A 17672-nucleotide genomic window follows, 5' to 3' on the forward strand; every position below is an offset into this window, starting at 1 on the left:
GCGCGACCCCATGGACGTGGATATCCCCAAATCGCGGGCGGGCCGACCATCGGTCGGCACCCACCGGGTTTCAGGGGCCGCGGTGCAGACCGCGGCCTTTTTGTTTCCCTGTTTTTGGGGTCAGATCCCTTTCGCCTGCGAAAGGGATCTGACCCCATCGAGACGTGCTGCACCCCGTATAGTCGGCCCATGACCACCACCACGCCGGCCGACCTCCCCGCCATCCTGCACACCCTGCGCAGCGCCTGGCAGGCTCAGCGTCCATCGCTGGACCAGCGCGAAGCCGACCTGCGCCGCCTGCGCGAGGCGCTGAAGCCGCGCCTGGACGAGATGGCCCACGCCATCGCCGAAGACTTCGGCCACCGCGCCCACACCGAATCGAAGCTGGCCGATGGCATGAGCGTGCTCTCGGCCATCGACCACCTGCGCCGCCATCTGCGCCGCTGGTCGAAGCCGCAGCGCGTCGGCGCCGGTTGGCGGCTGTGGCCGGCGCGCGCGCAGCTGCGGCCGACGCCGCTGGGCGTGGTCGGGGTGATCTCGCCCTGGAACTACCCGGTCACGCTGGCGCTGGTGCCTTTGGCTACCGCCATCGCCGCCGGCAACCACGTGCTGCTCAAGCCTTCGGAACACACGCCGCGCACCAGCGCGTTCCTGGCCGATCTGCTGTCCAGCGTGTTCCCGCCCGATCGCGTGGCGGTGGTGCAGGGTGGGGCGGATGTGGCGGCGGCGGTGTCATCGCTGCCGCTGGACCATCTGCTGTTCACCGGCTCGACGGCCGTTGGCCGCAAGGTGATGGCCGCCGCGGCCGAGCATCTGGTACCGGTCACGCTGGAACTGGGCGGCAAGTCGCCGGCGATTGTCTGTCGCGATTTCCCGCTGGAAAAGGCCGCCGCACGGCTGGCCACCGGCAAGTGGTTCAACGCGGGCCAGACCTGCATCGCGCCGGATTACGTGCTGATCGACACCGCGCGCCAGCGCGAGTTCGTGCAGGCGCTGCAGCAGCAGGTACGCGAGCGCTATGGCGACTTCAGCGACGCCGACGACTACACGCGCATCATCAACGAAGGCCAGTACCGGCGCCTGCAGGGCTATCTGGCGCAGGCGCGCGAACGCGGCGTGCCGGTGATTCCGCTGGCACAGGTGGATGAAGCGCGCGCCGACCGCGAGCGCCTGCTGGTGCCGACCGTGGTGCTGGACCCGCCGGAGGACCTGGACCTGATGCGCGAGGAGATCTTCGGGCCGATCCTGCCGGTGCGGGCCTACCCGGACCTGGACGGCGCGCTGGCCGATGTGCTGTCCCGCGATCGGCCGCTGGCGCTGTATCCCTTCAGCCATGACCGGGCCACGGTGGAGCGCATCCTCGGCCAGGTGGTGGCCGGCGGGGTGACGGTGAATGACACGCTGCTGCACTTCGCCGCCGATGGGTTGCCGTTCGGCGGCGTGGGCGCCAGCGGCATGGGCGCGTACCACGGCCGGGCCGGGTTCGACGCCATGAGCAAGCGTCTGCCGGTGCTGTGGCAGTCGCGCTGGGCCGCCAGTGACCGGTTGCGGCCGCCGTATTCGAAGATTGCGGGGTTGTTGAAGCTGTTGCTGCGGTGAAGCCACGCATGGCGTGGCTCTACTGATTCCGGGGCCGATTCTACATGGGAGTCCGGGCCGGTCCCCGCCCCGGCCCACCCGGTTAGAATGCCCCCATGAAGATCGCCTCGTGGAACGTCAATTCGCTCAATGTCCGCCTGCCGCACCTGGAGCAGTGGCTCAAGGAGTTCGGCCCGGACATCGTCGGTATCCAGGAAACCAAGCTGGAGGACCACAAGTTCCCCGATTCGGCGCTGATCGCCGCGGGCTACCGCAGCGTGTTCGCCGGCCAGAAGACCTACAACGGCGTGGCGCTGCTGTCGCGTGAACCGGCGCAGGACGTGCAGATCGGCATTCCTGGTTTCGAGGACGAGCAGAAGCGCGTCATCGCCGGCACCTTCGGCGACCTGCGGGTGATCAACCTGTACGTGGTCAACGGCCAGGACATCGGCACCGACAAGTATGAGTACAAGCTGCGCTGGCTTGAGGCGGTGCATGCCTGGATCGCGCAGGAACTGCAGCGGCACCCGAAGCTGGTCGTGATGGGCGATTTCAACATCGCCCCGGACGCGCGCGACGTGCACGATCCGGCGGTGTGGAACGACAACCACATCCTGACTTCCACCGCCGAGCGCGGCGCGCTCAACAAGCTGCTGCAGCTGGGCCTGCACGATGGCTTCCGCCTGCACAACGACGAGTCCGGCACCTTCAGCTGGTGGGACTACCGTGCCGCCGGCTTCCGCCGCAACCTGGGCCTGCGCATCGACCTGACCCTGGTGTCAGACGCGCTGAAGGGCAGTGCGGTGGCCTCGGGCATCGACCGTGAGCCGCGTACCTGGGAACGCCCGAGCGATCACGCGCCGGCGTGGGTGCAGATCGGTTGAGATAGCGCCGGGCCATGCCCGGCGCTATCCGTCAGTTCACCGTATGCTCTTGCGGGTGAACAGGTTGACGATCGCCAGCAGGATGACCGCACCGATCAGCGAGAACAGGAAGGTGCGGAGGGTGATCGCTTCGTTGATGCCGCCGCCGAACAGCCAGCCGGAAATCAGCGCGCCGACGATGCCGACCACGATGTTGAGGATGATGCCCTGCTGGCCATCGCGCTTCATGATGATGCTGGCCAGCCAGCCTACGATGCCGCCGACGATCAGCCAGATGATGATGCCCATGATCGAACCTCCGGTGGGGAACTGTGACCAGTTGACGCGCACGGCCGTGAACCCGTCGTGGAATTGCGTGACGGGCGCGTGCGGATGAGCCTGCCAGCCACCCTCGACGGCCCGTGGCGCTTCGGTCCGGTGACGGTCTGGCGGCGTCCGCATGTGCCAGGCCAGCGCGGCGAGCCGCAGGCGCGGCAGGTGCTGGCGCAGGCGCTGGGCGCCGACCCGCAGACGCTGCCACTGGTCCGTGATGACAAGGGCCGGCCGGAACTGAGCGGCGCGCTGGCCCACTACGGCACCGGCTGGAGCCACAGTGGCGAGGTGCTGCTGGTAGCGCTGGGCGAAGGCGTGCGGCTGGGCGTGGACCTGGAGCTGCTGCGGCCGCGGGCCCGCCTGCTGGAGATCGTGCAGCGTTTCTTCCACCCCGAGGAGGTGGCCTGGCTGGAAAGCCTGGACGCGGCCGGGCGCGAGCACTGGTTCTTCCGCGTGTGGTGCATCAAGGAGGCCATCCTGAAGGCGCACGGGCAGGGCATCTCGTTCGGCCTGCACCGCCTGCAGCTGGCGCCGGGGGCCGATGGCGCCCTGCACCTGCGCTGGTGCGACCCGGAACTGGGCGAGGCCACGCGCTGGCACCTGCACGAATGGCAGGCCAGCGGCCAGTTCCGTGCGGCGTTGGCCTGGTATCCGCACTGAAGCGGGGAATCAGCGCGCAAAACCGGCGATAATGCCGGCATGAGCGAACACCCACTTCCCGCCAGCGTGGCTGCCACGCTGGAACAGGGCCTGGCCAGCATGGGCCTGGACGCCGCGCTGGCGCCGCCGCTGCTGCGTTACCTGGCCCTGCTGCACCGCTGGAACGGCACCTACAACCTCACCGCCATCCGCGATCCGCAGGAGATGGTCACCCGCCACCTGCTCGACTCGCTGGCGATGCAGCCGTTCGTGGCCGACGGCAGCCTGGCCGACCTCGGCACCGGCCCCGGGCTGCCCGGCATCCCGCTGGCGATCGCCTGCCCGGGCCTGCAGGTCACCCTGGTCGAGAGCAACGGCAAGAAGGCGCGCTTCATGCGCGAGGCCGTGCGCCAGCTCGGCCTGGGCAACGCACGCGTGGCCGAATCGCGTGCCGAGGCGCTGGACGAGGCCGGCCGCTACGACCAGCTGACCGCGCGCGCGATGGATACCCTGGCCGGCATCGTCCGCGTCGGTGGCCACCTGCTGCGCCCCGGCGGCGTGCTGCTGGCCATGAAGGGCGTCTACCCGCATGAAGAGATCGCGGAGCTGCCGGCTGGCTGGCAGGTGCGCGAGGTGACCCCGCTGGACGTGCCCGGCCTGGCCGGCGAACGCCACCTGGTCACCGTTACAGGCCCCTGATTCCCGCCGCCAGCCCCTTGTGGAACAACGGGTTGGCGATCCACGATTTCCGCAAGGGGCCGGTTGTACGCATAATGACCGGTCCCAGCACACGTCGACGAGGCACACCCGCATGGCCCGCATCATCGCCATCGCCAACCAGAAGGGTGGCGTCGGCAAGACCACGACCGCCGTCAACCTGGCCGCTTCCCTGGCCAACGCACCCAAGCGCGTGCTGTTGGTCGACCTGGATTCGCAGGGCAACGCGACCATGGGCAGTGGCGTGGACAAACGAGAGCTGGCCGCCTCCACCTGTGACCTGCTGCTCGGCGAGAACAGCGCCGCCGATGTGCGCGTGCAGACGGCCGAGGGCTACGACCTGCTGCCCGGCAACATCGACCTGACCGCTGCCGAGATCCAGCTGATGGGCCAGAGCGAACGCGAGCAGCGCCTGAAGCGCGCGCTGGCGCCGATCCGCGACGAGTACGACTACATCCTGATCGACTGCCCGCCGGCGCTGTCGCTGCTGACGCTCAACGCGCTGGCCGCCGCCGACTCGGTGATCGTGCCGATGCAGTGCGAGTACTACGCGCTGGAAGGCCTGAGCGCGCTGGTGGAAACCATCGAGGCGCTGCGTACCAGCCTGAACCCGGCGCTGGAGATCGAAGGCGTGCTGCGCACCATGTTCGACGTGCGCAACAACCTGGCCAACGCGGTCTCGGCCGAGCTCACCGAACACTTCGGCGATCGCGTGTTCCGCACCATCGTGCCGCGCAACGTGCGCTTGGCCGAGGCGCCCAGCCATGGCCAGAGCATCGTCGGCTACGACCGCGCCTCGCGCGGTGGCGTGGCCTACCTGGGCCTGGCCGGCGAGATCATCCGCCGCAACAACGAACGCAACAAGGCCGGCAAGGCCGTGGAGATCGTCTGATGACCAGCAGCAAGCCGGCAGCCAAGAAGCGAGGCCTCGGCCGTGGCCTGGATGCGCTGCTGGGCCCGAAAGGCGCGGTCAGCCAGGTGCAGGCCACCACCGCAGTGATCGAGCCGTTGCCGGGTGAAGTACTGCGCAAGCTGGCCGTGGGCCAGCTGCAGCCGGGCAAGTACCAGCCGCGGCGCGAGATGGACGAGGGCAAGCTCTCCGAGCTGGCCGACTCGATCAAGTCGCAGGGCGTGATCCAGCCGATCCTGGTGCGCCAGCTGCCGGCAGGTAACTACGAAATCGTCGCCGGTGAACGCCGCTGGCGCGCCTCGCAGCTGGCCGGCCTGGACGAAGTGCCTGTGGTGGTGCGCGAGCTGGAAGACCGCACCGTCATCGCGATGGCGCTGATCGAGAACATCCAGCGCGAAGACCTCAACCCGCTGGAAGAAGCCGAGGCGCTGCAGCGCCTGATCAGCGAGTTCACCCTGACCCATGCCGAGGCCGCCGAGGCCGTCGGCCGCTCGCGCGCGGCGGTGTCCAACCTGCTGCGCCTGCTGGAGCTGCCGGTGGCGATCCGCCTGCTGCTGGAAACCCGTCGCCTGGAAATGGGCCACGCCCGTGCGCTGCTGACCCTTGCCCCCGAGCTGGCCGGCAAGCTGGCGCAGGAAGCGGCCGACGAAGGCTGGTCGGTGCGCGAGGTCGAGCGCCGTGCGCAGGCCTTCGCCGCCGGCAAGGTGCCAAGCAACCGCCCGGTGGCCACGCCGAAGGTGCAGCAGGCCGACATCGCCTCGCTGGAAACCGAACTGTCCGAAGCGCTGGGTGCCAAGGTGGCGATCAATCATGGCCGCGGCGGCAAGGGCAAGCTGATCATCCACTACACCGACCTGGACACGCTGGACGGCGTGCTGGAAAAGCTGCGCACGCGCCAGGGCTGAGCCCGGCGCAGTGACGGGGGACGCGGCGTGCCGGGTCCTGCCGGTGACAGGGAACGTACCGCCGCGCGCGCCGTGGCCTCATCAGGGAGCGGGACATGAGCAACGAATACGAGGGCGTCAGCCCGGACGGCACCCAGATCCTGGTGCACCAGCGCGAAAAGGACTTCGTGCTCGCCGTCGGCGAAGAGCAGCATATCGAGGCGATCAGCGCGCACATCGAGCGCCATCTCGGGCCGATCGCTACCGTCCTGCACGAGATCATTTCCGACCTGGTGCATATCGACGTGCACGTGGTGCCCCCCAATGACCACTGCCCGCATGTGCGGCTGGTGACCTCCGGCATGAGCGACCTGCCGATGACCGTGCCCGCCGAGCTGGACGCGGACGTGCCGCGCTACATGGAACTGATGGTGACCCTGCCGGCCGAGTGGCCGATCTCGCAGGAGGCCTTCGAGGACGAGCGCAACTACTGGCCGGTGCGCCTGCTGAAGGGCATGGCGCGGCTGCCGCACGAGTACGACACCTGGCTGGGCTTCGGCCACACCATCCCCAACGGCCATCCCAGCGAACCCTACGCGCCGGGCGTCGGCTTCGACGGTGCCATCGTGCTGCCGCCGGTGACTGCTCCGGACGACTTCGCCGCACTGGAACTGGACGATGGCAAGACCATCAGCTTCATGTCCCTGGTCCCGCTGTACCCGGAAGAGATGGACCTGAAGCTGAAGAAGGGCGCCGAGGCGCTGCTGGACCGCTTCGATGCGAAGAAGATCCAGGACGTGATCGAACCCGGCCGCACCAACGTGGCCAGGAAGCGTTTCGGTTTGTTCTGAGACCGGTAACATCAGGGGCCTGAACTTCGTTTCCAGGCCCCTGTCATGACCATCCTGCTCACCGGCGCTGCCGGCTTCATCGGTGCCTACACCGCCCGCGCGCTGCTGGAGGCCGGCCACGCCGTGGTCGGCCTGGACAACTTCAACGACTACTACGACCCGCAGATCAAGCGCGACCGCGTGGCCGCGCTGTGCCCGACGCTGGACCTGCGCGCACTGGACCTGACCGACCGCGAGGGCCTGGCCGCGCTGTTCGACGAAGTGCAGCCGACCGCGGTGATCCACCTGGCCGCGCAGGCCGGCGTGCGCTATTCGCTGGAGAACCCGCAGGCCTACGTCGACAGCAACCTGGTCGGCTTCGTCAACATGCTCGAGCTGTGCCGCCACCGTGGCGTGCAGCACCTGGTGTATGCCTCCAGCAGCTCGGTCTACGGCGATTCGGCCACGCCGCCGTTCTCCGAGGACCAGCGCGTGGACCAACCGCGCTCGCTGTACGCGGCGACCAAGGCCGCCAACGAACTGATGGCCCATACCTACGCGCAGCTGTACGGCCTGCGTGCCACCGGCCTGCGCTTCTTCACCGTGTATGGCCCGTGGGGCCGGCCGGACATGGCGCCGCTGCTGTTCTCGCGCGCGGTGCTGGCCGGGCGGCCGATCGACGTGTTCAACGAAGGCCGCATGCAGCGCGATTTCACACATGTTTCCGACATCGTATCCGGTATTCTCGGCGCCCTCGCGCATCCGGCCGACGGTCCGGTGCCGCACCGGGTGTTCAACCTCGGCAACCATACGCCGGTCGAGCTGGAGCGCTTCATCAGCGTGATCGAGCAGGCCGCCGGCCGCCCCGCGCAGAAGGTCTACAAGCCCATGCAGCCCGGCGACATGGTGCGCACGATGGCCGACACCCGGCGCGCACATGACGCTTTCGGCTTCGATGCGGTGACCCCGATCGAAGAAGGCCTGCCACCTGTGGTGCAGTGGTGCCGCGAGTATTTTGGTGATCGCGCCTGAGGATGGATCCTCACGCCGCGGGGTTCATCTTCGGATAACCTTGGTTTCGGAGAATGCGCGGTCTTTGTCCCCCCTTTGGCCGAGTGCCTTATGAGCCAACCCGAGCTTTCCGTCGTCGTCCCGGTATTCAACGAGCGCGACAATGTCGCCCCGCTGGTTGCCGAAATCACCGCTGCGCTGCGTGGGCGGTTGCCGTTCGAGATCGTCTACATCGACGATCACTCGCGCGATGACACCCTGGCGGTGCTGCAGGGCCTGAAGGCGACCACCCCGGAACTGCGCGTGCTGCACCATGTGAACCAGAGCGGGCAGAGCACCGCCGTGCGCACCGGCGTCAAGCACGCGCGCGCGCCGTGGATCGCGACCCTGGATGGCGATGGCCAGAACGATCCGGCCGATATCCCCAGGCTGCTCGCCGCGCGCGACGCCGCCGAGGCGCAGGTGAAGCTGTTCGCTGGCTGGCGCGTCAACCGCCAGGACAGCGGCAGCAAGCGCTGGGCCAGCAAGTGGGCCAACGCCATCCGCGCACGCATGCTGCGCGACGATACGCCCGACACCGGCTGCGGCATCAAGCTGTTCGAGCGCAGTGCGTTCCTCGATCTGCCGTACTTCGACCACATGCACCGCTACCTGCCGGCGCTGATGCAGCGTGCCGGCTGGAAGACCACCAGCGTGCCGGTCAACCATCGCCACCGTACCGCCGGTGTCTCCAAGTACAACAACCTGGGCCGCGCGCTGGTGGGCATCCGTGACCTGCGCGGCGTGGCCTGGCTGATCACCCGCAGCAAGCGCACCGCGGTGGAGGAGCGTTGATGGATCTGGAGCTGCACTGGCTCGACCAGCCGCTGACCTGGCTGTTCTGGACCGGCCTGCATGTGACCGGCTGGAAGCTGATCGGCTACACCGGTGCGCTGATGTTCGGTGGCCGCTGGCTGGTCCAGTTCATTGCCTCCAAGCGTGCGGGCAAGCCGGTGATCCCGCGTCTGTTCTGGTACATGAGCGTGATCGGCAGCCTGATGACGCTGAGCTACTTCCTGTTCTCGGCCAAGCAGGACTCTGTGGGCGTGCTGCAGAACCTGTTCCCGGCGTTCACCGCGCTGTACAGCCTGCACCTGGACATCAAGCACCGGGGCTGGAAGCGGGACAGGGCCAGCCACTAGGCTGCGGGGTCGGATCCCTTTCCGCAGGAAAGGGCTCTGACCCCGTCCGGATCGCCGGCCCATCCACGCATGGCGTGGATCTACCGCATGCCCAGGCAGGACCTTCGTCCCATGCCACTGGCCGTGGGCGGTGCCATCATCGGGGTCTGCCTTCCCGGGAACCTGTGCTCGTGAAAACCCGTCTTGCCGTTGCCCTGCTGATCGCCCTGTCCGCCCCCGCCGTAGCCCTGGCCGCACCGCCCGCCGCCGCCGCGCCGGCCAGCGTTGCCACCGAATCGCCCGCTGATGCCGCCTTCCGCGCGCTGTACGAGAAGGAATGGAAGTGGCGCCAGCAAGGGGGCGGCGAGGCCAGCGAGGATGAGGACGCCCCAGCCAATGCCACCCGCATGCCCGACGTCGGCCCGGCCGCGCAGCAGGCGCGCCTGAAGGTGTGGGACGAGACCCTGGCTGCACTGAAGAAAATCGACCCGAAGACGCTGTCGCCCGACAACCAGATCAACTACGCGATCTACCACGACCAAGTGTTCAACCTGGCCGAAGCGACGCGCCTGCGCGGCTACGAGATGCCGTTCAACGCCGACTCCTCGTTCTGGTCCAACCTGTCCTTCATGGCCCGGCGCGAGATGAAGACCGTGCAGGACTACCAGAACTACATCGCACGCCTGAACGATGTGCCGCGTTACTTCGGCCAGCAGACCGAAAACATGCGCGCTGGCCTGAAGCGCGGCTTCAGCGTGCCGCGCGCGGTGCTCGATGGCCGCGAAGTGTCCATCGCCACCGTCGCCGAGCTGAAGGACCCGACCGATTCGCCGCTGTACGCGCCGTTCAAGAAGCTGCCCAACAGCATCCCGACCGCAGAGCAGACCAGGCTGCAGGCGCAGGCGCGTGAAGCGATCAGTGCCAAGGTAGTGCCGGCGTTCCAGCAGCTGCGCACCTTCTTCGTCAACGAGTACGTGCCGCAGGCGCGTACCACCCTGGCCGCCGAAGCGATGCCGGACGGCAAGGCGTACTACAAGCAGCAGATCCACGAATACACCACGCTGGACCTGTCGCCGGACGAGATCCACCGCATCGGCCTGGATGAAGTCGCGCGCATCCAGAAGGAAATGAACGACATCATCAAGCAGGTGAAGTTCAAGGGCAGCTTCGCCGAGTTCCTGGCCTTCCTGCGCACCGATCCGCAGTTCTATGCGAAGACGCCGGAAGAGCTGCTGTCGCGTGCCGCGTGGATCTCCAAGCGGGCCGATGGCCAGCTCGGCAAATACATGACGCTGCCGCGCGCGCGCTTCACCATCGTGCCGGTGCCGCCGGACATCGCCCCGTTCTGGACCGCCGGCCGCGGTGGTATGGGTACCTACTGGCTCAACACCTACAACCTGCCGTCGCGCCCGTTGTACAACCTGCCGGCGCTGACCCTGCATGAATCCGACCCGGGCCACTCGCTGCAGGGGGCGATTGCCGCCGAGCAGAAGAACCTGCCCGAGTTCCGCCGCAACACCTACATCTCTGCCTATGGCGAAGGCTGGGCGCTGTACTGCGAGAAGCTGGGCGTGGAGATGGGCATCTACGAAACCCCTTACGAGGATTTCGGTCGCCTGACCTACGAAATGTGGCGTGCGGCGCGCCTGGTGATCGATACCGGCGTGCACAGCAAGGGCTGGACCCGCGAGCAGGCGCTGGCCTACCTGCGTGACCACACTGCGCTGAGCGAGCATGAAGTGACCACCGAAGTGGACCGTTACATTTCCTGGCCGGGCCAGGCGCTGAGCTACAAGCTGGGCGAGATCGCCATCGTGCGCCTGCGTGCGCAGGCAGAGAAGGAGCTGGGCGACAAGTTCGACATCAAGGGTTTCCACGACACCCTGCTCAAGCAGGGCTCGGTGCCGCTGCCGGTGCTGGAACAGCAGATCCAGGCCTACATCGCCGAACGCAAGAAGGCCTGACCGTTGTGTGATCGGGTCAGAGCCCCGCCCGTCGGGCGGGGATCCGACCCGCATGGGGTCGGATCCCTTTCCCACGGAAAGGGCTCCGACCCCGGCATCACATCATCCCACCGCCCTCGGCTTGGCCACCCGTGCCGCGAAGGTCGGCAGCACCAGCAGGGTCAACACGGTGGCGGTGATCAGGCCACCGATCACCACCGTTGCCAGTGGCTTCTGCACCTCGGCACCGGAACCGCTGGCGATCGCCATCGGAATGAAGCCGACGATCGCCACCAGCGCCGTGGTCAGCACTGCGCGGATGCGGCTGGAGGCGCCGTTGATCGCCGCCTGCAGCGGCAGGTCACCGGCATCCAGGCGCTCGCGGATCGCCTGCATCAGCACCAGGCCGTTCAAGGTGGCCACGCCGGAGACGGCGATGAAACCAACCGCCGCCGACACCGAAAACGGCATGCCACGCAACAGCAGCGCGAGAATGCCGCCGACCAGCGCCAACGGCACGCAGCTGAACACCAGAATGGCTTCCTTGCCGCTGCGCAGGGCCATGAACAGCAGGCTGCCGATCAGCAGGAACACCACCGGCACCACCGTTGCCAGCCGCTTCTCGGCACGCTGCAGGTTCTCGAACTGACCACCCCAGGTCAGGTAGGCGCCCGGCGGCAGTGCCACGTCGGCCACCGCCGCCTGCGCTTCACCCACGAAGCCGCCGAGGTCACGACCGCGCACGTTGGCCTGCACCACCACGCGGCGGCTGCCGTTGTTGCGGCTGATCTGGTTCGGCCCTTCACTGACCGTGATGCGCGCGACCGACGACAGCGGAATCACCAACCCCGACGGCGTAGCGATCGGCAACGAAGCCAACTGGTCCGGATCGTTGCGCGAGGCATCGTCCAGGCGCACCACAACGTTGAAGCGGCGGTCGCCTTCGAAGATCTTGCCGGCCGCGGTACCACCAATGCCGGTGGACAGTGCATCGCTCACGTCCGCGGCGGTCAGCCCGTACTGTGCCGCTGCAACGTGGTCGATGGCCACGTTGAGCGTGGGCAGGCCGGAGATCTGCTCCACCCGCACGTCGGCCGCGCCATCCACTGCACGCAGCTTCAACGCCACCTGGTCGGCCACCTTCTGCAGCTGGCTGAAGTCATCGCCGAAGATCATCACCGCCAGGTCGGTACGCACGCCGGAAATCAGTTCGTTGAAGCGCAGCTCGATCGGCTGGCTGAACTCGAAACTGTTGCCCAGCTGCTGCCCGGCCAGCTTCTCGAAGCGTGCCACCAGTGCATCCTTGCCGAGCTTCGGATCCGGCCAGTCCTTGCGTGGCTTCAGCACGATCACGCTGTCGGAGATGTTGGTCGGCATCGGGTCGATCGCTGCCTCGGCGGTACCGGTACGCGAGAACACGGTCTCCACCTCCGGCTGTTTGGCAATCGCCTTTTCCAGTGCCAGCTGCATTGCCAGCGACTGCTCCAGCGACGTCGACGGCACGCGCAGGGCCTGCATCGCCACGTTGCCTTCGTCCAGCGTCGGCATGAACTCGCGGCCCAGCAGCGAGAACGAACCGATACCCACCACCACCATCATCACCGCACCGGCCAGCACCGTGCGCGGATGGGCCACGGCCTTGCGCACCACCGGTTCGATGCGCGCACGCAGCACGCGGATCAGTTTCGTCTCGTGCTCGCCATCATCGGCATGCGTATCACCGTCCTTCACCTTGGGCTCGCGCACCAGCAGCGCGGCCATCGCCGGCACGAAGGTGAAGGAGAAGATGAAGGCACCGACCAGGGCCAGCATGAAGGTGGCTGCCATCGGGTGGAAGGTCTTGCCCTCCACGCCTTCCAGGGTGAGGATCGGCGCGAACACCAGCAGGATGATCAGCTGGCCAAAGGCCGCGGGGCGCGCCATCTTCATCGCCGAATCGGCGGCCACGCGCAGGCGTTCCATCGCGGTCAACGCACGGCCCAGTTCGGCGCGGCGCTGGCCCAGCATCAGCAGCGTCGACTCGACCACGATCACAGCGCCGTCCACCAGGATGCCGAAGTCCAGCGCACCCAGGCTCATCAGGTTGCCGCTGATGCCGAAGCGGTTCATGCCGATCACCGCGAACAGGAACGACAGCGGAATCACCAGCGCGGTGATCGTCGCCGCACGCAGGTTGCCCAGCAGCAGGAACAGCACCACCACCACCAGCAGCGCGCCTTCGGTGAGGTTCCTGGCCACGGTCTTGATGGTGGAATTGACCAGCACGCTGCGGTCCAGCACCGGCGCGGCCACGATGTCGGCCGGCAGCGATTTGTTCACCTGCTCCAGGCGCGCCGCAGCTGCCTGCGCCACGGTGCGGCTGTTGCCGCCGGCAATCATCAGCGCGGTACCCAGCACGGCTTCATGGCCGTTGCGGCTGGCCGCACCCAGGCGCGGCGCGCGGCTCAGCTCGACCTCGGCCACATCTGCCACGCGTACCACCACGCCATTGCGGGTGGCTACCGGGGCCTGTGCCAGATCGTCGGTGGTCAGCGCCAGGCCGTCGGCACGTACCACCAGGCCCTCGCCGGCACGCTGCACGAAACCGGCACCGGCCTGCACGTTGGAACGCTGCAGGGCAGTGACCAGATCGGCCAGGCCGAGGCCGTGCGCGGCCAGCTTGGCACTGTCCGGATGCACGCCGTATTCCTTGACGTAGCCGCCGACCGTATCGACGCCGGCCAGCCCCGGGCTGGAACGCATCTGCGGCGCGATGATCCAGTCCTGCACGGTGCGCAGGTAGGTGGCACGTTCTTCCGGCGTGCGAAGCAGAGTGCCTTCCGGCGTGCGGTAGACCTCACCGGCCTGCCAACCCGCTTCACCGGGCTTGGCCAGCCTGGCCGGATCGAACGCGGTGAAGTCCACCGTCCACATCAGCACTTCGCCGAGGCCGGTGGTGACCGGCGACAGCATCGGCGACGCGCCATCGGGCAGGTCTTCCGAAGCCTCGCGCATGCGTTCGGCCACCTGCTGGCGGGCGAAGTAGATGTCGGTCGCGTCGGTGAAGATCGCGGTGACCTGCGAGAAGCCATTGCGCGACAGCGAACGCGTGGTGGTCAGGCCGGGAATGCCGGCCAGCGCGGTTTCCAGCGGATAGGTCACCTGCCGCTCGATCTGTTCCGGCGTCAGCGCCGGTGCCACCGTGTTGATCTGCACCTGGCGGTTGGTGATGTCCGGCACCGCGTCGATCGGCAGCTTGCCCAGCTGGAACAGGCCCACGGCGGCGATCAGCGCCGCCATGAACACCACCAGCCAGCGGTGGCGCACCGCTGTTTCAATGATCAGCTTGAACATGGTCGCCTCCTCAGTGGCCGTGCTCGGCTTCGCCCTTGGCCAGTTCGGCCTTGAGCAGGAAGGCGTTGGCACCGACGATGCGCTCGTTGCCGGTCAGGCCACCGAGGATCTCGATGCGGTCGCCGGCACGGCGCCCGGCCAGCACCGGCTGCGCCTTGAAGCCGCCATCGACGGCGACGAACACCGCGCTGCTGCCATCAACGTTCTGCACCGCATCGGCGGGCACGCTGAGCGAACCGTCCTGGCCTTCGGTGACCACCACCGCCGAAACCGGCGAACCGGCCGGCGGCAGCGAAGCGTCCACCGGCGTGGCACGGATCACCGCGACGCCACCCTGCTGGCGCACGTCGGCGGCCGAACCGGTGACGGTGGCGGTGAAACTGCCACCTGGCACGCTCACTTCCAGCTTCATGCCCGGCGTGACCTGCGCAGCCAGCGCCGGCGGTGCGGTGAACACCAGCTCGTTCATTGTCGGGTCGGCGACGTCGGCCACCGCGCTGCCGGCAGCAACCACGCCGCCCGGGGTGACCTGCACGTTGCCGACGATGCCGGCCACCGGGCTGGTGATGCGCACGCGGCCATTGGCATCGGGTGCCCCGTTGGCGGCGGCCTGGGCCTGCGCGGCGGCGGCCTGGGCCTGTGCCGCCAGCGAGCGCGCGCGCGAGGCTTCCATTTCCTGGCGGGCGACAACGCCTTGGTCGACCAGCGCCTTGTCGCGGCCATAGGCCAGGCGCGCGGCTTCGGCTTCGGCCGATGCGGCCAGCGCATTGGCGCGGAACACCGCGGCCTCGCCACTGACCACGATGGCCAGTGCCTGGTTCTGTTTCACCGCCGTGCCCGGCGCGACCAGCACGCGTTCGACGCGGCCGGTCACCGTGGACGCCACCGACGCGCGGGCGCCCACCGACGGCTCGACCCGACCGGACAGGCGCGTGGAGCCACCGCCACCGCGACCGATCGCGACCACTTCGATACCGGACGCCTTGATCTGCTCAGGGGTCAACTGCACGACACCCTCATCCGCATCGGGGGGTGCCTTCGCGGATTCGGCCTTGGCTTCCTTGCTGTCGGTCGCGTGGCCATGGCCATCGTCGGCGCCCGCCTTGGCCGCGGCGGGGTCTTCATTTGCAGGTGTCTGTGCGTTGCCAGCGCAGCCGGCCAGCAGCACGGCCAGCAGCACGGCGCCGATCAACGGGAAAGTACGGGAGAGAGTCATGGGGCCTCCACAAAAGGCGCGCGCCCTTCAAGGCGGGCAAGATCGATTTCCGCGCCGACGCGCGACAGGCGCGCATCCACGGCAGTGCCGCGGGCGGCGATGAGGGCGCTGCGCGTGCTGCGCAGTTCCAGCTGCGAGATGCGTCCGGCGTCGAAGCCGACACGGGCCAGGCGATACGCCTCCTCGGCGGCGGCCACGCTTTCATCGGCGGCCCGGGTACGGCTGCCGGCGGCCTTCAGCCCGGCCACGGCGGCAAGGCGTGCGGCCTCGCTGTCGCGGCGCTGCTGGTCCAGGCGTGCCTCGGCCGCGCGCTGGTCGGCATTGGCGGCGCGGATGCCACCGCGGTTGCGGTCGAACAGCGGGATGCTGAGGCTGACCCCGAGGTTGTAGGCACGCTCGCCGCCTTCGCGGAAGCGGGTCTGCGCGGCGGTGACGCTCAGATCGGGCAGGGCGCGCTTGCGCTCCACGTCGACCAGCTTGCCGGCCGCATCGGCTTCGGCTTCGGCGATGCGTACCGCCAGCGCCACATCGGTCGCACCCCGTGGCAGCGGCGGTGCACGGTCGAGCAGGCTGTTGTCGATCGACTGCACCGGCGTATCCAGCAGCGCGGCACCGGCGAGGCGTGCCAGCGCGGCGTCGCGGAACGCCTGCGCCTCATCCAGCGCGGCGCTGGCGTTGGCCACTTCGCTCTGCGCCTGCACCGCGCGCAGTTGCGGTTCGCGCCCCTGCTTGACCATCGCGTTGACGGCGTTGGCGTCATCGCGGGTAAGGGTCAGCGCCTCTTCGGCCAGGGAATAGCGGCGCAGTGCACTTTCCGCCTGTGCGTAGACCACCGCCAGCTGGCTGGCCACGTCGCTGCGGCTTTGGGCACCACGCAGGTTGGCGGCCTGTGCCTCGGCACGGGCGGCACGGACACGCGCGCCACGCTGGCCCCAGACCTCCAGCGGCTGGGACAGGGTGAGTACGGTATCGGCCTTGCCCATGCCGCCATAGGAGCCGGTGCCCCAGGCGTTCTCGGCCGAGTAGGAGAGAGAAGGGTTGGGCAACGCACGGGCCTGGTCGGCGCGCGCGTCGGCCGCCTCGGCCAGCGCCGTACCGACGCGGGTGCCGGGCAGCTGGTCCAGGCGTTCAAGCAGGGTGTCGTAGGAAGGGGCGGCTTGCGCCATCACCGAAGCCGCCGGGGCCAGGCCCAGCAACACGGCGACGACCAGCCCGGCCGCGCGCGGCGACCGAGGTGTCAGGATCGACATAGGGGGATTCCGGTTGTGAGTGAAACGGGAGCCCGCGATTGCGGGACGCGCTCAACTCACGCCCGGGGGGGACGTGTCAATTCATCCTGGGCGACCGCATAGGTCGCCACGTCGCCGGCATTCATCCAGCGCGCCGGCAGTGGCGTACCGAAGACGGCGAAATCATTTGCTGGCAGGCTCAGCGTGGAGTGATGGCAGTGGTTATGCGTGCAGGCACCGGTGTGCTTGCTGTCGCTGTCGTCGCCTGCATCGTCCGCGAGGGACTCGACATGGGCGCTGCTGGCATGCGGTTCCACCGCACACACCAGTGCGTCGGCCACCGGCACGACCACGAATGCCGCCATCAGCAGCATCATCAGGTACGTACGCAGTTGGCGGGTGATCCGGCGCATGGAGGGGAGGCTAGCAAGCGGTTTTCGCCGGATACAATATCAATGGCCACCTCGGGAATCCGTCGGAATCTCCCGTTCAGGTGGGCGACTTGGGGGCCTCCTTCTGCCCTGGTGGGTGCTGAACTTCTGCTCTGGTGGGTGTCGACCTTGGTCGACACGCTTTTCGACCCCCGACACATCGCCGGCCAGCTGCCGGCACTACCGGTCTGCGGGCAGCTTCGCGATCACCTTGATCTCGAACTGGAACCCATGCAGCCAGGTCACGCCGATACCGGTCAGGGTCGGAAGGCGGACGTTGCCTTGCAGATCGCACCGGCTCCAAGCCATGCGCACCAGCGCCTGCTTGTCGGGATTGGCTCTTGGTGGGAAAGGCCGGGGCCGGGAAAATTCCGGCAACACGCCGTAGAACCCCAGAGAATCGACTCGATGAACTACTACGCGCTGTGCCAAGCAAAGCCGCCGGGATGCCCCTCGTGCGATCTGGACGCCCAGCTTCACGACAGGTTCTATCCTTTCCATCCTGCCGTGTCCTACGGCCGATTCCCTTGGTACGCCAGGGCCAGAACTGACACGGCGCGGGTCTTAACAGACACCATGGTGCTGGCTGGCCCTG

The 17672-nt window shown here is 68.0% G+C and carries 16 protein-coding genes and 1 pseudogene; 11 read left to right on the forward strand and 6 right to left on the reverse strand.

Annotated elements, in window-relative coordinates:
• Window positions 1-189 precede the first annotated feature (189 nt).
• On the forward strand, window positions 190-1599 hold the full coding sequence (locus tag V3B30_RS07495; protein ID WP_262084197.1) for a coniferyl aldehyde dehydrogenase: 1410 nt from the start codon (window positions 190-192) through the stop codon (window positions 1597-1599).
• Between the two features lie 95 nt (window positions 1600-1694).
• Window positions 1695-2462, forward strand: a complete 768-nt coding sequence (gene xth / locus V3B30_RS07500) for an exodeoxyribonuclease III (RefSeq protein WP_262084198.1) — start codon at window positions 1695-1697, stop codon at window positions 2460-2462.
• A 36-nt stretch (window positions 2463-2498) separates the two neighbouring features.
• Here xth and V3B30_RS07505 read toward each other — a convergent pair whose 3' ends face one another.
• Window positions 2499-2750, reverse strand: a complete 252-nt coding sequence (locus tag V3B30_RS07505) for a GlsB/YeaQ/YmgE family stress response membrane protein (protein WP_025878785.1) — start codon at window positions 2748-2750, stop codon at window positions 2499-2501.
• An 84-nt stretch (window positions 2751-2834) separates the two neighbouring features.
• On the opposite strand from V3B30_RS07505, the gene V3B30_RS07510 reads away from it, so the two are divergent.
• The 9 genes from V3B30_RS07510 to V3B30_RS07550 all read left to right on the forward strand — a co-directional run bounded on the left by V3B30_RS07510 (window position 2835) and on the right by V3B30_RS07550 (window position 10889).
• Window positions 2835-3434, forward strand: a complete 600-nt coding sequence (locus V3B30_RS07510) for a 4'-phosphopantetheinyl transferase superfamily protein (RefSeq protein WP_262084199.1) — start codon at window positions 2835-2837, stop codon at window positions 3432-3434.
• Between the two features lie 39 nt (window positions 3435-3473).
• Entirely contained in the window at window positions 3474-4112 is a 639-nt protein-coding gene (gene rsmG / locus V3B30_RS07515; RefSeq protein WP_262084200.1) for a 16S rRNA (guanine(527)-N(7))-methyltransferase RsmG, read from the forward strand.
• 112 nt (window positions 4113-4224) lie between these two features.
• On the forward strand, window positions 4225-5022 hold the full coding sequence (locus tag V3B30_RS07520) for a ParA family protein (RefSeq protein ID WP_014648884.1): 798 nt from the start codon (window positions 4225-4227) through the stop codon (window positions 5020-5022).
• Window positions 5022-5945: a ParB/RepB/Spo0J family partition protein gene (locus V3B30_RS07525; RefSeq protein ID WP_008267278.1), complete on the forward strand. Its 924-nt coding sequence runs from the start codon at window positions 5022-5024 to the stop codon at window positions 5943-5945. The genes V3B30_RS07520 and V3B30_RS07525 overlap by 1 nt, the downstream gene beginning before the upstream one ends.
• Before the next feature lie 95 nt (window positions 5946-6040).
• Window positions 6041-6775, forward strand: a complete 735-nt coding sequence (locus tag V3B30_RS07530) for a suppressor of fused domain protein (RefSeq protein ID WP_100474810.1) — start codon at window positions 6041-6043, stop codon at window positions 6773-6775.
• A 45-nt stretch (window positions 6776-6820) separates the two neighbouring features.
• Entirely contained in the window at window positions 6821-7786 is a 966-nt protein-coding gene (locus tag V3B30_RS07535) for an NAD-dependent epimerase/dehydratase family protein (protein WP_262084201.1), read from the forward strand.
• 90 nt (window positions 7787-7876) lie between these two features.
• Complete coding sequence (locus V3B30_RS07540; RefSeq protein ID WP_100474808.1) at window positions 7877-8599, forward strand: glycosyltransferase family 2 protein; 723 nt, start codon at window positions 7877-7879, stop codon at window positions 8597-8599.
• Window positions 8599-8946 (forward strand): lipid-A-disaccharide synthase N-terminal domain-containing protein, encoded by a 348-nt coding sequence (locus tag V3B30_RS07545; protein WP_262084202.1) that lies wholly within the window; start codon window positions 8599-8601, stop codon window positions 8944-8946. Before V3B30_RS07540 ends, V3B30_RS07545 begins: the two co-directional genes overlap by 1 nt.
• A 170-nt stretch (window positions 8947-9116) precedes the next feature.
• Window positions 9117-10889: a DUF885 family protein gene (locus tag V3B30_RS07550; RefSeq protein WP_262084203.1), complete on the forward strand. Its 1773-nt coding sequence runs from the start codon at window positions 9117-9119 to the stop codon at window positions 10887-10889.
• 102 nt (window positions 10890-10991) lie between these two features.
• Here V3B30_RS07550 and V3B30_RS07555 read toward each other — a convergent pair whose 3' ends face one another.
• The 5 genes and pseudogenes from V3B30_RS07555 to V3B30_RS07575 form a co-directional block, all read right to left on the reverse strand.
• Window positions 10992-14201 carry a CusA/CzcA family heavy metal efflux RND transporter gene (locus V3B30_RS07555; protein WP_100474802.1) on the reverse strand — a complete coding sequence of 1070 codons (3210 nt, stop codon included), beginning with the start codon at window positions 14199-14201 and terminating at the stop codon, window positions 10992-10994.
• 10 nt (window positions 14202-14211) lie between these two features.
• The gene (locus V3B30_RS07560) at window positions 14212-15417 is read right to left on the reverse strand and encodes an efflux RND transporter periplasmic adaptor subunit (protein ID WP_262084204.1); all 1206 of its coding nucleotides are present in this window, start codon (window positions 15415-15417) and stop codon (window positions 14212-14214) included.
• Window positions 15414-16667, reverse strand: a complete 1254-nt coding sequence (locus tag V3B30_RS07565; protein ID WP_262084205.1) for a TolC family protein — start codon at window positions 16665-16667, stop codon at window positions 15414-15416. The genes V3B30_RS07560 and V3B30_RS07565 overlap by 4 nt, the downstream gene beginning before the upstream one ends.
• 56 nt (window positions 16668-16723) lie before the next feature.
• Window positions 16724-17059, reverse strand: a complete 336-nt coding sequence (locus tag V3B30_RS07570; RefSeq protein ID WP_100474792.1) for a hypothetical protein — start codon at window positions 17057-17059, stop codon at window positions 16724-16726.
• 198 nt (window positions 17060-17257) lie between these two features.
• Window positions 17258-17344, reverse strand: a pseudogene (locus V3B30_RS07575) (RidA family protein); the annotation flags it as partial.
• Window positions 17345-17672: the final 328 nt, after the last annotated feature.

Source organism: Stenotrophomonas sp. SMYL41 (assembly GCF_036319965.1).
Taxonomy (GTDB): domain Bacteria; phylum Pseudomonadota; class Gammaproteobacteria; order Xanthomonadales; family Xanthomonadaceae; genus Stenotrophomonas; species Stenotrophomonas maltophilia_R.

Excerpts from the sequence above, each read along its gene's own strand:
- V3B30_RS07505 (WP_025878785.1), bottom strand. The coding sequence starts at position 2,750 with ATGGGCATCATCATCTGGCTGATCGTCGGCGGCATCGTAGGCTGGCTG.
- V3B30_RS07555 (WP_100474802.1), bottom strand. The coding sequence starts at position 14,201 with ATGTTCAAGCTGATCATTGAAACAGCGGTGCGCCACCGCTGGCTGGTG.
- V3B30_RS07540 (WP_100474808.1), top strand. The coding sequence starts at position 7,877 with ATGAGCCAACCCGAGCTTTCCGTCGTCGTCCCGGTATTCAACGAGCGC.
- V3B30_RS07570 (WP_100474792.1), bottom strand. The coding sequence starts at position 17,059 with ATGCGCCGGATCACCCGCCAACTGCGTACGTACCTGATGATGCTGCTG.
- rsmG (WP_262084200.1), top strand. The coding sequence starts at position 3,474 with ATGAGCGAACACCCACTTCCCGCCAGCGTGGCTGCCACGCTGGAACAG.
- V3B30_RS07520 (WP_014648884.1), top strand. The coding sequence starts at position 4,225 with ATGGCCCGCATCATCGCCATCGCCAACCAGAAGGGTGGCGTCGGCAAG.
- V3B30_RS07525 (WP_008267278.1), top strand. The coding sequence starts at position 5,022 with ATGACCAGCAGCAAGCCGGCAGCCAAGAAGCGAGGCCTCGGCCGTGGC.
- V3B30_RS07560 (WP_262084204.1), bottom strand. The coding sequence starts at position 15,417 with ATGACTCTCTCCCGTACTTTCCCGTTGATCGGCGCCGTGCTGCTGGCC.
- xth (WP_262084198.1), top strand. The coding sequence starts at position 1,695 with ATGAAGATCGCCTCGTGGAACGTCAATTCGCTCAATGTCCGCCTGCCG.
- V3B30_RS07545 (WP_262084202.1), top strand. The coding sequence starts at position 8,599 with ATGGATCTGGAGCTGCACTGGCTCGACCAGCCGCTGACCTGGCTGTTC.
- V3B30_RS07535 (WP_262084201.1), top strand. The coding sequence starts at position 6,821 with ATGACCATCCTGCTCACCGGCGCTGCCGGCTTCATCGGTGCCTACACC.
- V3B30_RS07530 (WP_100474810.1), top strand. The coding sequence starts at position 6,041 with ATGAGCAACGAATACGAGGGCGTCAGCCCGGACGGCACCCAGATCCTG.
- V3B30_RS07510 (WP_262084199.1), top strand. The coding sequence starts at position 2,835 with ATGAGCCTGCCAGCCACCCTCGACGGCCCGTGGCGCTTCGGTCCGGTG.
- V3B30_RS07495 (WP_262084197.1), top strand. The coding sequence starts at position 190 with ATGACCACCACCACGCCGGCCGACCTCCCCGCCATCCTGCACACCCTG.
- V3B30_RS07565 (WP_262084205.1), bottom strand. The coding sequence starts at position 16,667 with ATGTCGATCCTGACACCTCGGTCGCCGCGCGCGGCCGGGCTGGTCGTC.